Raw genomic sequence first — 13,009 nt, forward strand, 5'->3', positions numbered from 1 at the left:
AACAGAACGAAAAGCTGTAAAGGAAGTACGGGTCAGCAGTGCTCGATGCGGACGCCGCCGCGCGGTCCCAGGAAGATCCGCCGATCGGGGTGGTCCAGCCCGTCGCGAGAGCCGTACATGGTGATCTCGCAGTCCTCCCCCACGCACGGGGTGAGCACCTCGGCGGCTTCACGGTCGGTGAACGCGAACCGCGAACGCCGCCAATAGCCGTGCCGGTAGCGGTCGAGTAGCTTGCTCCGGGCCTCGGCAAGAGAGGAGAACTCCTCCAGATCACCTAGTTCCGGCGGGCCGTACCCGCTGCCGCCGTACCACAGACCGAACCAGCGCCCCATGGTGATCACCTCCTTCTCAAAAGTGGGTCAGGGCGCGGAGCCGCTATCAAGCCGCGTCACGGGACGGACACCCGGGCGAGGCGTGGTCGCCCCCGCAGTAGCCGCACCAGTCATCCATGGCGTAGATCGACAGATCCTCGGCGTGCTGTTCGCTCCACTCCCGCTGAGCCGCCGTGTAGGAGTCGAAATAGTCGGCGTCGGTGTCACCCGGTTGCACGGTCAGGAAGCGCAGGACCGTCCGTGCGGCGTTAATCAGCTCACCGGGCGTGAGAACCGCGCCGACCCCCGAGCAGATATCGGAAGCGGCGAAGATCGTACGGCGGCGCCGCGACAGCCGGTACCGCCAGCGGATCCGGCCCTCATCGGTCCGCCCCGCGACCTCCAGCTCCAGCAGGTGATCGGCATCGATCTGCCACGCGGGCACCAGCCGGAAGCTGATGATCCACCCCGGCGGCAGGGTCAGGGCATGCGTCGGGGCATGCGTCATCGCCATGGCGACTCCAAACAGACTCAGAAAGATGGAATGGAACGGCGTCCGTCACCAGCGGCGACGGCGGGCCAGATGATGCGGTCGTACGGTCGAGCTGACCGCGTGGATCTCGCAGTCCCGGAAATCCAGGGCCGAGACGAAGCACCGTGAGCAGCGGATCAGCCGCACGCTCGCCCCGGAGGTCCGGTTGGTGTGCGTGGCGTCGATCCACAGATGGGTGCTGGCCAGGCAGCCGAGACAGGTGATCACTTCGGCGCCCGTGGGCATCGGTGTGAGCGCCAGCGTCACCACGTACTCACGTGCGCCGCCGGGATCGGCGGCGCACACCAGAGTCGCGGCATCCGGGCGAACCTCACCCAACGCGATCACCCGCATCACCCGGCCACCGCTGGAGACCGTCAGGTCCCCCACAGTCCAGCCGGGCGGGCCGGCAGCATTCACCTCCACAGGATCGCCCCCTCGTTCGTACGGGTGCCCGTTCGGGCGACCTGCGTCCGTACGGATGTGCGGGAATCAGGACAGCGGCGTTCCGCGTGTCCGGCGGAGCGTGGTTCAACCGACGCTCTCACCGGCGCGAATCGCTCTCACTTAAATACGGTGGCCGGAACGACCCGACCGTCCGCACGCGGCAACAATTTCCGCAGCATTGCCGCGCGCGCTGCACCGACGGTTTTAGCCGTTCCGGCCACCGGTCGCCATTCTGTGGTGTGATAATTCACATCGTAGAACAGCGTGTGAGAGCGGATATCACGCGGAACGCGCGAGACGCGTACCGGCGGATTCCGCTCTCACTTAAATACGGTGACCTGAACGACTCGACCGTCCGCACGCGGCAACATTTTTCAACGTCATCGCGCGACATTCGGACAGTCGGCCGTTCCAGTCCTCTAGCCGTTCCGCGATGCAGCAACATGCGCCGCAGAACAGCACGTCAGAGCGGGTATCTCGCCGAACGCGTGACACGCGTACCGGCGATTTTCGCTCTCACTTAAATACGGTGACCGGAACCGCTCAACCGTCCGCAGGTGGCAACGCTTTTCAGCGTTTCCGTGTCGCGCCGACGGTCGCCGCTCCGGCCACCGTAGCCGTTCCTGAAGCGCAGCAACTAGCGCTTCTGAACGGCATGTGAGAGCGGGCATCGCGCCGGACGCGTCAGACGCGCACCGGCGGATTCCTCTCTCACTTAAATACGGGGATCGTAGCGGTCCAAGCGTCCGCCCCTATCAAGATTCTTTTTCGTCTCAGGTGGAGTGATGGCGCATTCTCGCAGGCATGAGAAAGGGCCCTAGAACGCTCTCTAGGGCCCTTTCGCAAGCTTTCGTCAGTCTTCCGTGTGTGGGGTTCCGACGTGAGCCATCGTGCTCCTGACGTCGTCAAGGCGCTCCGACAGTTCCCGCCACTCCGCCCGACCGGCGTCACGCACGCGGATCACGTTCCGGCGTGAGCCGTACGTGCCGCCGTAGCGCGCCTGAGCAATGGCGCTCAGGATCCCCGCGCGCCCCAGATCATCAGCCTGAGACGCCGTTTCCATGGCGTCGGAAATGATCGGAAAGTCGCGACCGTCGCCGAACGCCTGACGGAAGATGACCGCGCTGTTCTGTGCGACGCAGAACGCCACAGCAGCCCCCGTGACCGTCTCCGCGCGCGGAACGCCGCGCATGAGCTGAGCCCCGGGTGTGGCGTCGATCTGATCCGCCGGAACATCGATCCGGTAGCCGTTACGCGCGGCGGCATCCCTGACCGCCCACCGCTGCAACGTGGTCCGCGTAATGGTCATCTCGCCACCGTCACACCGAACGTAGGTCCATGCGGGCGTGTCGCTTGTGCTTTCGGGTGCCCTCTCACACGACGCGATGATGTCCCGCAGACGCTGCGCGAACAGAAGAACGGCGTCTTGCGTGACGTCGTCTGACACGTCATCCGTGCCGTACGGAGCGTGCCCTTCCTTGACGATAGTCGCGCTTCCGTCCATGCGCTTCCGTGACCTCGTGGCGTCGACCGTCCGGCAGTAGCCGCGTGCGAGCCTCTGAATCTCCGCCCAATCGTTCGGCGTCACTCGCGCCATGTCTTCCGGCGTGAGCTTCTCGCCCGGAACGTTCGAAGGGACGCACTTACCGGGAGCTCCATTCGACATCTTTCGATCTCCGATCTTCAGGGCCGCGAATGAGCGGCACCGTTTCTCTTTCGCAATTCAATTGAACCGCAGAACAGAGACCGACACAACAACATCCCGCACGTCTTTACGATGTTTTCCCTGGCCAAGAGGCGAGGATGAGCCATAGAGAAAGGATCAAGAGGCGTGAGCAAGAGCCAAACAAAAGAGGCAAAATGGACAGTGGCTCACCTTCAAGCCGGCGGGCTAGGAAACGAAATAAGCCAGAGAAGTAACACCGAATGAAATTCAATAATTTGGAGCCATGGAAAATCGCGAGCACGCCTCTCTCGCGGCCCTTCGATCAGGGAGGTTCCCTATAGAGTCGGGCCAGCGGGAGGCCGCAGCGCAAGCCGCTGACCAGCAGCGATATTGCTACGATCATGGCCAGTCATAAGTGGCGAACCACTGGCCGAGCATTGGCCATGCGACCGGCCGTTCTACCAATCCCCGGATTCTCGCTGTGGCATCATCGATAATGAGTCCAGTCTTGATCGAAGACCGAAGGAATCCAGAGAATCTTCGATCAGGAGCACTCGGGGACGACGCCTATCGCGTCCTTGAGAGCCAGCCCTTCGTGCGCTGCACGATTTACTCGACTATATCGCAGAGGTCGGCGAAAGACTTTCGAGTGACAACGCCGTCGATATTCCAGGAAGGTTTCGTTCCAACACCACACGGTCGGATCCCGCCGCACCGACAGCACTGATTCGCGGTGACCGTCGCATCGGGTCACCCGGGGGGGCGTCGCACAAGTTGGTCGCGAAGCGCGAAGGCGGCCTGCGCAGCTGTCGGGCGAGGACATGGCTGCTCGACGATCGGTGACCTCGCGGGCAGGCCCATAGCGAGCCAGACGGCCTTGCCCTCGCCCGGCGTCCCGATGGGGGATGGTAGCCATCACCGTAACCACGGTAACGAAGGTCATCCAATTCGCCGCAAGCGTATGTGATGTTGTCACCTTCCCATCTCTGTTCGATCTGCCGAGAAGGTGACACGGTTGGACTAATTGATCTTGACAGGGCAAGCACGACACACATCACGGCAGCGACTGATCAATCGGAGGTGGCGTGCACAGCCTCAAGGCACCCAGCCGACACAAAACCATCCTTGGGATGATCCACTTACGACCTCTGCCGGGGACCCCGTTTCATCGCGAGGACAGCTTCGAGCAGATCCTCGACGACGCTGTCGCTTCGGCTCGCGCCCTAGACGAGGGCGGCGCGGACGGATGTCTGATCCAGACAGTGGACCGGGTCTACAGCACCGGCGAGCAGACCGATCCGGCCCGGGTCGCAGCGATGAGCTTGATCACTCGCGCCGTCACGCAGGCCACCCGTCCCGGATTCCGTGTCGGGGTGCAACTCATGCGCAACGCGGTGCAGACGTCGCTAGCGGTGGCGAAGGTCGCCGGCGGCGCCTTCGTACGCGTGGGCGCCTTGGTGGGCGCGACGCTAACCACGCACGGCATGGTCGAGCCCGACCCCCTGGCGGTGATGGAGTACCGAAAGAAGATCGACGCCTGGGACGTCGAAATCATCGCTGAAGTGGAGTCGATGCACTACACCTGGTTCGGCGGTGGCAAGACCGTCGCGCAGGTGGCGAAGGCGGCCAGGCAGGTCGGTGCCGACGCCGTTTCCCTGTGTCATGAGGACGAGGCGACCGTGCTGGAGATGATCGCCGCGGTCCGCGCCGCGACGCCGGATTTACCGATCATCCTGGCCGGCCACACCAACCATGACAACGCTGCTCGGCTCCTGAGCGCGGCGGACGGCGCCTTCGTCGGAACCTGCCTGGAGCGCGGCGGCTGGGGCGGGCTCATCGATGTCGAGAAGGTCAAAGCGTACGTAGAGATCGTGCGCGGGCTGCAGCCGTGAAGGCGCCGCTGCCATCGGCTCCCCGCGATTGACGAGACGGAAGGCGGATCACGTGCATCATCCCTACACGCTGGAGGAGATGCTCGCTCAAGGCGACGCCCTGGCCGCAGACCTCAGCACCCTGATCAGCCCCGCCGCCGAGCATGTGGAGATGCTGCTGGACGACCCCCGTTGGGCGACGGTATCCCGCATCTACCTAACCGGAGATGGAGACTCCTTCCACGCCTCACTCGCCTCGGAGCTGGCCTTCGAGTCGTTGGCCAATGTCCCCTGCGAGCCGTTGAGCGCGCTGCGGCTTCTTCGGTACGGCGCGGTCTGGGACGAGCCTCATGTATTGCCTGCAGGAACGTTCGTGATCGCCACGTCGGCCTCTGGCCGTACCGAACGGGTCCTGCAGGCACTGGAGCGGGTCCGCGAGCATGGAGCGTTGAACTTAGCAATCACCGCCACCCCCGACAGTGCGATCACTCGTGCCGCTGACCACTCACTGGTGCTGCCGCTGGCAGGTGCCAAGCCGTCACCGGGGATTCGGACCTACCAGGCGAGCCTGCTGGGCCTGACCTTGATTGCGATCGGCCTGGGCCACCGCCGGGGCCGCTACTCGGACCACTACCGCAGCCACCCGGCCGACGGCCTTCAGTTACTCGGTTTCACCATGTGAGAACGCTTCGGCCTTGCTGGAGGCGGGGAGAGCAGAAGACACGGGGCGTGGTCGCGACCCCTTGGTCGTACGCGCGGCGATGCGGGACGAGCAGGGTCGACGCCCGCCGGCCCGCCCCGGTAGGAGGCGACCCTTCACCGCACCGCCGCGCAGCTCACATGGGACCGGTCACCCGCTCCCGGGACGGCCCGCTGGCGGTAGCTCACCCTGTCCGGCCGCGGGTGCGGTGCCGATCACGTCGAACGCGCCTGCTCTGACCGCCTTGCAGAAGATCCTCCAGGTGTGCGTGCTGGTCACCAGGAAGGGGGAGGCAGTGACGAGCCCGGCGTTCCACAGGTCCCCGATCGTGACCGTGATCACGTCGCCCTCGCGCTGGGGGACGAACTGACCGGCCTTGATCACACCCACGAAACGCGACCACCGTGCCAGACTCACTCGGAGGTACCCGTGGGAGGCGTCGATTGGATCACGCACGTATACCAGGGGTCCGCGCGGCTGGTACTGCACCTCCAGGCCGTCGCACACGCCCGCTCCGAGTGGACCCGGCACGCTCATGATGCGCGCCTTTCACTGCTGAAGGAACCGTCCGCGTCCGATCCCAGGACCGACTTGGCACTTTCCGGGCCGCATCCGCACTCTGCCGCCGTCCGCGAGCGGTCCAGCTCGCCGAGCGGCACGGCCCGGTCTGCTTGACGCATCTGGCGGACGCGAGTCCCGACCCGGCGCACGGCGGTCTCCACTGCCGAGGCAGGGCAGGAGGTGTACTGCCATAGGCCCTGGTCTGAGACCCGGCCGGTCCACCAGCGGAAGAGCCACCCGTCCAGGCCGGGCTCCACCCACACGTTCACTTGGTCGGCTAATACCAGCGCCAGTTCGAACCCGGAACTGATCGTTGCCGGGATCCCGGCGCAGCCCAGCTCGGCCTGCAGCCGAGAGGCCGATTTCAGCGCCGGATTCTCCTCCCCGGCCGGTGCGAGGGACATGGGGACAGCCCGTGCGGCGGTGTCACCGCTCATTGTTTGGCCTCCAGCCGGACTGAAGAGCGCAGGTCAGGGTCAGGTTGCGCAGGCAGAGCCCTCTCTTCCAGCAGCCGCTGCCGTACCTCCATCAGCTGGCAGGGGTCATGTGGACGGAGCTGGGGTGGTGCGGCGAGCCGGCGGCCGGAGGTGCTGGTTTCGCGGTCAGCCATTGTGCTGACCATTCGAACCTCTATTGGGCCGGGCGATGATCGGTAGTTCTTGGTAGCCGTTGCTGAGGAATGAGGGAATGGGGGCCAGTTCGTCAAGGGGAACGGCGAGGGCGAGGTCGGGGAAACGCTCGAAGAGGGCGGGCAGTGCCACCTCGGTCTCCAGCCGCGCCAATGGGGCTCCGACGCAGTAGTGGACGCCGTGGCCGAAGGATAGATGGTCGCGCCGGGTTGGGCGGGTGATGTCGAAGCGGTCGGCCGTGGTGCCGTGCCGTCCGGGGTCGCGTCCGGCGGCGGCGTATGCGGCGAGGATCGCTTCTCCTTTCCTGATCAGGATCCCGTCGCCGTCGACGGCGATGTCGTTGACGGCGTAGCGCAGCGGCAGGTTGGCGACGGGGGCCTGCCAGCGCAGCGTCTCATCGATCACGTCGTCCCAGGACGCGCGGCCGGAGCGGACGAGGTCGAGCTGATCGGGATGGGTGAGCAGGGCGACGACGGTGTTGCCGAGGAGGTTGACGGTGGTCTCGTGCCCGGCGGAGATCATCAGCAGGAGCGTGTCGACCAGCTCTTGCTCGCTAAGGCGGGTGCCGTCCTCCTCGTCCCGGGCGGCGATGAGGTCGCTGGTCATGTCGTCGCCGGGCGTGTCCCGCTTGAGCGCGATGAGGCCGGTCAAGAGGGCGTGGATGTCCCGTTGGGTGGCCAGCACCTCTTCGGCGTCCACCTCGGTCCGGAACACGCTGGCGACGAGGTGGCGGAACTCGGCTCGCATGCTTTCGGGTAGCCCGAACAGGTCGCTAATCACCCGCATGGGCAGTGGGTAGGTGAACATCTCGCGCAGGTCGCTGACGGTGCCCGGTGGGGTGGCGGCCAGTTCGCCGAGGAGATCGCGCGTGATCGTTTCGATGTGGGGGCGCATCTGCTGAACGCGGCGCGGGGTGAACGCGGTGGAGATCAGCCTGCGCAGCCGGCGGTGATCGGGGCCGTATGCGGTGAACATGTTGCGTACCGCCACCCACAGGTACAGCGGCCAGGTCTGCGGGATGTCCCCGTTGATGAATGGCGGCCAGTGCTGGCGTGGGTCCTTGGACACGCGCGAGTCGGCGAGGAGCCGTTCAAGCAGTGCGGGATCGGTTACCGCCCACGCAACCACGCCGTGAGGGAGCTCCACCAGGGCCGCTGGACCGGCGGCGCGAAGGAGGGAGGCTTCGGCGTGGATGTCGCTGCCGGTGATGTCCAGACGGTAGAGGGAGCGGGCGCTGTCCATGCGTTACCTCCGGAGGGCGAGTCGACTCGGGTGGGGGTGAACCGTACGGGCAGGGCGGTCAGGGCCCGTTGGAACGGGCCGGGCCGCCAGTTGAGCCGGTCGGCGGGGACGGCCAGCTCCAGATCGGACAGGCGGTCCAGCAGTCGTTCGATGGCGACTGCTGCGATCAGCCGGGCGGGGTCTCGGGCTGGGCAGGCGTGAGGTCCGGCGGAGAAAGCCAGGTGCGCACGGTTACCCGATCTGTGCAGGGAAGGATCCCCATGCGGATCGGTGTTGGCCGCAGCCAGACTGATGACCACGGGCTCACCGGCAGGCAAACGGACTCCGGCCAGGTCGACGTCGTACAGCGGGTAGTGAACGGCGTAGTTCGCCATCGGAGGGTCCTTCCACAGCACCTCCTCCAGCGCGTCATCGATGGGCGTGCTCCCGTCGGACAGGCCGCCGCCGAACCGTTCATCGGACAGAAGCAGCCGCAGCGCGTTACCGATCAGGTTTTGAACCGGCTCGGTGCCCGCGCCGATGAGCAGCACGCATTGGTTGAGGACTTCGGCGTCGTCCAGCCGGGCGGGGTGCGCCATCAGCCAGGAGGTCACATCGGCGCCCGGCTGGCGGCGTTTGAGGGTGACCAGGTCTTGCAGGTACCGGGAGTAGGTGGCGTAGCCTTCGGCGGCGCCGTCTCCGCCCTCGAACAGGGCGGCGAGCGCGTGGATGAGCGTGTCACCGGCATCGTCGGCCAGGCCGAACATCTGGCTGAAGACGAGGATCGGCAGGCCCTGGGCGTACTGGGCGATCAGATCCGCCTCGCCGGTGGGGGCGAATCGGTCGATGAGCCGGTGGGCGTGCCGCTGGATGTCGCCGCGCAGCTCGTGGGGGTTCAGGCGGGCGAGACTGTCGGTGATGGCCTGCCGCAGGCGGGCGTGGGCGTAGCCGTCGCTGAACAACGCGTTCGGCCGGTAGGCCATCATCGGCAGCAGTGGATGATCGGCGGGGACCTCTCCCGCGGCGAGGGCTTTCCATCGGCGGGCGTCCTTGGAGAACAGCTCAGGGTTGCGCAGGACGTCCAGGGCCAGGTGGTAGCTGGTCACCAGTGTCGCGTGGATGCCCGGGGCGAGCTGGACCGGCGCGGCGGCCCCGTACTGGCGCAGGTGCTCATAGACGCGTCCGGGATCGGCGGCGAAGTCCGGCCCGTACAGCGGCACACCGGTGGGCGCCGGGCAGCCCGGCGGAGCGGTCGGTGCCTGCGCCGGGCGGGCGTGGTTGGGGGTCACGCGTGCTCCTTGGAGCTGAGGTCGATGAGGTACTGGACTAGGGTGATCACTGCGGCCATGGCCGAGGAGCGTCCGCGGGCGTCGCACACGACAAGCGGGGTCTCCCTGGCCAGATCGAGGGCTTCGCGTAGCTGACCCATCCCGTAGGAGGGGGCTCCGTCGAACTGGTTGACGGCCACCGCGTACGGCAGGCCGCGCGCTTCCACCCTGTCCATCACGGGGAAGGACATCTGCAGGTTGCGAGGGTCCACCAGGACCAGCGCGCCAAGCGCACCGTGGGCCAGGTCATCCCAGAGCTGCCCGAACCGTTTCTGGCCTGGCGCTCCGAACAAATAGAGCACCAGCCGCTCGTTGAGCGTGAGACGGCCGAAGTCCATCGCAACGGTGGTCGTGTCCTTGCCGTCGACCTGTCCCAGGATGTCGACGGTAGCGCCGGCCTGCGTCATGGTCTCCTCCGTGCGCAGAGGCGGTATCTCCGACAACGCGCCCACCATCGTGGTCTTCCCCACAGCGAACGGGCCGACGATCAGGATCTTGACCGCGGCCTCGACCGTGCCGCGTAGGTACCTGCGGTGGTCATGCCAGAGCGCGGAGTCCATCGAGCACTTCCTGCAGCAGTTCCAAAGAAGGACGGTCGGCCACCCGGGCGGGTGCGCGGGCGGTGATGTGGCCGCTATCGAGGAGATCGGCCAGCAAAACCTTGACGACGCCGGTGGGCAGGCCGAGATGGGCAGCCACCTCCGCCACCGACAGGGCACCGCCCCGGCACAGCACCATCAAGCGGCGGCTTTCCGGGCCCAGACCAGCCAGAGGCAGGTCATGACCGGCGATCACGAGCGACACGTGGTCGAGGGTGTTGCGGCTGGGATGCGCGCGACCGCCGGTCACCACATACGACCGCACCAGCGAGCTGTCGCGTCGGGGCAGGATCATGAGCCGCCGACGCCCTGCCGAGGTGGACTGCTCAGCTCCCGGCCGAGCCGGCCCACGAGCTCATGCATCCGGTGCGCGACCACCTCCAGGTCCGCATCGTGCGTGGCGGACAGGGCCAGGTACGCGCCCGGGCCGGCGGCGACCACGAAGACATAGCCGTCGGTGAACTCGACCAGGGTCTGCCGCCAGCCGGGTGTCTCAGACAGACAGAACTCGGCGGTGGACCGGCTCAAAGACTGCAGCCCGGCCAAGGCGGCGGCGTGCTTTTCGGCATCATCGGTGCCGACGTCTGCCGACTTGGCCTGCAGAAGTCCATCGGCGGTGAACAGGATCGCGTGCAGCGTCTCCGGTACGGCCAGCACGTCGCCGAGCGTCCAGCTCAGATCGTGCCTCATCGTGGTCATGCCTGGTGATTCCCTTCGTCACTGTGAACAGACCCGTCGGCGCGTCCGGATCGGGTCCCGCGCTGGAAGGCTCCGATGGCCGCCGCAGCCGCAGCCGCAGCCGGGCTCTCGTGCGCAGGCGTCCACATGGCCGCCTCGTGCGCCGATCCCGCATGTGGTGGGGGCGCTTCGGGGGTCTGGCGGCGGCGACGGGGCAAGACACCCGCGGGTAGCGCAGCCGATGCGAGCTGCGGGGACGGCGGCTCGGCCGGAACACCATCCGCGGGGGCGGCGGGAGCCAAAAGCGCGTTGGGGACAAGCACCACGGCCCGCACGCCCCCGTAGGGGGACGGCGCGTCCACCGAGACGCGAAAGCCGTACCGGCTGGCCAGCACGCCGACCACAGAGAACCCGAACCTCGGCGGATCGCCCATGCGGAGGATGTCCACCGGCGTGGTTCCCGCCAGCAGCAGGGCCGCGCGTCGCAGCTCCTCTTCATGCATGCCGACGCCGCCGTCGTCGATCACGATGACGACGCCGTTGTGCATCCGTTGAATGCGCACCTCAACCGAGGTGCTCGGCTGTGAGTGGCGGGCGGCGTTGTCCAACAGCTCCGCCGCCGCCAGCACCAGGGGTTCCACCACCCGTCCGATGACAGCGGCGGTGTCGTTCGACGAGTGCAGGCGGATGCGAAGGTAGTCACGGATCCGTGACGTCGCTCCCCGCACGACATCCTCCACCGTGGTCGCAGGCCGCTGCTGTCCCGCCCACGCACCGCACAGCACCGAGCACGCCTGGGCCCGGCGGGTGAACTGTGCGTTGAGGTGGTCGATCTGCATCAGGTCCTGAAGCAGATCGGGGTTGTCGTAGCGGTCCTGCATCTCGGAGATGGCCCGTTGCTGCTCACTGGCCAGGCCCTGCAACGCCCGCATCAACGCCATGACCGCGGCACGCGCCGCGGTGCCGGCCTGGGCATGCGCCTCGGTGGTCTGCTGGCCGAACAGTGCCACCACCGACTCCAGGCTCCGGCCGTGGGCCGTCGCGAGCGAGTGCGGATACAGCGGCTCAGGAATCTGGACGACGTCCTGGGTCTCCTGCAGCGCCGGGAGCCGGACCCCGAGTAGATGGGAGACCTCCTCGTCCCGGACACGCGCCTCCTCAGCCAACCTGGCACCTCGGCCGCGGAGACGGATGGTCAACCGCCACTGACGCACCAGCAGAGCACCGCTGATGATCAGCAAAATCGCCATCCCTAAGACGAACAGCAGATGCAGTGACATCGGTCCTCATCGTGGTTGTGAAGCGCGATAGATCAGACACTCGACAGCCGGAAAGGCCGAGCGAAGGTTTCCCTGGTCAGGCGGAACCTAGGCTGAACGAGCCCGTAGATAACCACCCCGAAGACACTGGAAGCCGCAACCGCCCACCCACCGGCATCAGCGCGGTGGAGGCATCACATGCGAACTCCGACGCCGTAACCACCGTTGGCATGGAGCCGCGCGACACCACCGACGAAGTGCCCGCCCTCCGGCGGGCCCTCGCGGTAGTTGCCCTCTGGCCGCCACTGGCAGACGGGAACAACACCATCCGGTGACAGATCGAACCCGTCGAACAGCCGAGCGATCTCCTCCACAGAGCGCATCGTCATCTGCATGTTCGCCCGCTCGTAGACCGCCAGCCCCTCGCGCTGGGCCTCCAGACTCAGCCCGCCAGGGGTGGCGTGACTGATTACCAGGTAACTCCCTTCAGGGAGCCAGGCCCGTATGACGTCGATGATCTGGCGCGCCTGGTCATCGGGAATGAAGTGCAAAATCGCGATCATGGTGACGGCAATGGGATGCTCACGATTGAACAGTCCGGTGATGTCGGGGTGATCGAGCAGCGCGGCAGTGTCGCGGACATCGGCGCGGACCATCCGGACCGGGCCGTCAGGGGGACCGGCCAGGAGCGCGTTGCCGTGGACGACGGCCACCTCGTCGCTGTCCACGTACGCAACTCGGCACTCGGGAGCAGTACGCTGAGCGACCTGGTGGACGTTGTCCGCGGCCGGCAACCCAGAGCCGATGTCGAGAAACTGGTGCACACCTGCCTCAGCCAGATGCCGTACAGCGCGGGCAAGGAAGGCCCGATTCTCCCGAGCCCGCTGCCGAAGATCCGGCACGATCCGGACCAGAGCCTCACCCGCCTCGCGATCGGCGGCGAAGTGGTTCTTGCCACCGATGAGATAGTCATAGATACGGGCGGCATTAGGAACCCGGGGATTGACTCCCAGAGCCCGGGCGTCATTCGTTGACACGGTATAGGCCTTCGCCGATGCAAAGAACGGATGCAAGCTCACGAAAAAACGCATCAGAACGGTCATTACGGACAAGCCGAAAAAGACCGCAGCTCCATGGATGTTCAACCACTTGCGATGTGCTCCAGCTAGGGAACCAGATGGTTGCATGTTTCTATTTGACTGATCAC

15 protein-coding genes are annotated in these 13,009 nt (G+C 66.3%); 2 read left to right on the plus strand and 13 right to left on the minus strand.

Going from position 1 to position 13,009, the window contains the following annotated elements; genetic code table 11:
• Window positions 1–32: 32 nt before the first annotated feature.
• The 4 genes from ACQP1K_RS27190 to ACQP1K_RS27205 all read right to left on the minus strand — a co-directional run bounded on the left by ACQP1K_RS27190 (window position 33) and on the right by ACQP1K_RS27205 (window position 2,794).
• Window positions 33–332 carry a hypothetical protein gene (locus ACQP1K_RS27190; RefSeq protein WP_433498527.1) on the minus strand — a complete coding sequence of 100 codons (300 nt, stop codon included), beginning with the start codon at window positions 330–332 and terminating at the stop codon, window positions 33–35.
• Between the two features lie 46 nt (window positions 333–378).
• Window positions 379–825, minus strand: coding sequence for a hypothetical protein (locus ACQP1K_RS27195; RefSeq protein WP_433498528.1), 447 nt, complete (start codon window positions 823–825; stop codon window positions 379–381).
• A 45-nt stretch (window positions 826–870) separates the two neighbouring features.
• On the minus strand, window positions 871–1,269 hold the full coding sequence (locus ACQP1K_RS27200; RefSeq protein WP_433498529.1) for a hypothetical protein: 399 nt from the start codon (window positions 1,267–1,269) through the stop codon (window positions 871–873).
• A gap of 874 nt (window positions 1,270–2,143) precedes the next feature.
• The gene (locus ACQP1K_RS27205; protein WP_433498530.1) at window positions 2,144–2,794 is read right to left on the minus strand and encodes a hypothetical protein; all 651 of its coding nucleotides are present in this window, start codon (window positions 2,792–2,794) and stop codon (window positions 2,144–2,146) included.
• A gap of 1,247 nt (window positions 2,795–4,041) precedes the next feature.
• Here ACQP1K_RS27205 and ACQP1K_RS27210 point away from each other — a divergent pair.
• Window positions 4,042–4,848, plus strand: coding sequence for a BtpA/SgcQ family protein (locus tag ACQP1K_RS27210; RefSeq protein WP_433498531.1), 807 nt, complete (start codon window positions 4,042–4,044; stop codon window positions 4,846–4,848).
• 52 nt (window positions 4,849–4,900) lie between these two features.
• Window positions 4,901–5,509 (plus strand): SIS domain-containing protein, encoded by a 609-nt coding sequence (locus tag ACQP1K_RS27215; protein ID WP_433498532.1) that lies wholly within the window; start codon window positions 4,901–4,903, stop codon window positions 5,507–5,509.
• A 168-nt stretch (window positions 5,510–5,677) separates the two neighbouring features.
• Here the strand turns inward: ACQP1K_RS27215 and ACQP1K_RS27220 are convergent, their stop codons facing one another.
• The 9 genes from ACQP1K_RS27220 to ACQP1K_RS27260 all read right to left on the minus strand — a co-directional run bounded on the left by ACQP1K_RS27220 (window position 5,678) and on the right by ACQP1K_RS27260 (window position 12,905).
• The gene (locus ACQP1K_RS27220) at window positions 5,678–6,064 is read right to left on the minus strand and encodes a hypothetical protein (RefSeq protein WP_433498533.1); all 387 of its coding nucleotides are present in this window, start codon (window positions 6,062–6,064) and stop codon (window positions 5,678–5,680) included.
• Window positions 6,061–6,525, minus strand: a complete 465-nt coding sequence (locus ACQP1K_RS27225; protein WP_433498534.1) for a hypothetical protein — start codon at window positions 6,523–6,525, stop codon at window positions 6,061–6,063. Before ACQP1K_RS27225 ends, ACQP1K_RS27220 begins: the two co-directional genes overlap by 4 nt.
• A 165-nt stretch (window positions 6,526–6,690) precedes the next feature.
• Window positions 6,691–7,845 carry a cytochrome P450 family protein gene (locus ACQP1K_RS27230; RefSeq protein WP_433498535.1) on the minus strand — a complete coding sequence of 385 codons (1,155 nt, stop codon included), beginning with the start codon at window positions 7,843–7,845 and terminating at the stop codon, window positions 6,691–6,693.
• Window positions 7,827–9,227, minus strand: coding sequence for a cytochrome P450 (locus ACQP1K_RS27235; RefSeq protein ID WP_433498536.1), 1,401 nt, complete (start codon window positions 9,225–9,227; stop codon window positions 7,827–7,829). The genes ACQP1K_RS27230 and ACQP1K_RS27235 overlap by 19 nt, the downstream gene beginning before the upstream one ends.
• Window positions 9,224–9,826 carry a GTP-binding protein gene (locus ACQP1K_RS27240; RefSeq protein WP_433498537.1) on the minus strand — a complete coding sequence of 201 codons (603 nt, stop codon included), beginning with the start codon at window positions 9,824–9,826 and terminating at the stop codon, window positions 9,224–9,226. The genes ACQP1K_RS27235 and ACQP1K_RS27240 overlap by 4 nt, the downstream gene beginning before the upstream one ends.
• Window positions 9,804–10,160 (minus strand): DUF742 domain-containing protein, encoded by a 357-nt coding sequence (locus tag ACQP1K_RS27245; protein WP_433498538.1) that lies wholly within the window; start codon window positions 10,158–10,160, stop codon window positions 9,804–9,806. Before ACQP1K_RS27245 ends, ACQP1K_RS27240 begins: the two co-directional genes overlap by 23 nt.
• Window positions 10,157–10,564, minus strand: coding sequence for a roadblock/LC7 domain-containing protein (locus ACQP1K_RS27250; protein ID WP_433498539.1), 408 nt, complete (start codon window positions 10,562–10,564; stop codon window positions 10,157–10,159). Before ACQP1K_RS27250 ends, ACQP1K_RS27245 begins: the two co-directional genes overlap by 4 nt.
• On the minus strand, window positions 10,561–11,823 hold the full coding sequence (locus tag ACQP1K_RS27255) for an ATP-binding protein (protein ID WP_433498540.1): 1,263 nt from the start codon (window positions 11,821–11,823) through the stop codon (window positions 10,561–10,563). Before ACQP1K_RS27255 ends, ACQP1K_RS27250 begins: the two co-directional genes overlap by 4 nt.
• 173 nt (window positions 11,824–11,996) lie before the next feature.
• A complete protein-coding gene (locus tag ACQP1K_RS27260; protein ID WP_433498541.1) occupies window positions 11,997–12,905 on the minus strand; it encodes an SAM-dependent methyltransferase in 909 nt (302 codons plus the stop codon).
• Window positions 12,906–13,009 lie beyond the last annotated feature (104 nt).

The organism is Sphaerimonospora sp. CA-214678 (assembly GCF_050942215.1).
Classification (GTDB): domain Bacteria; phylum Actinomycetota; class Actinomycetes; order Streptosporangiales; family Streptosporangiaceae; genus Sphaerimonospora.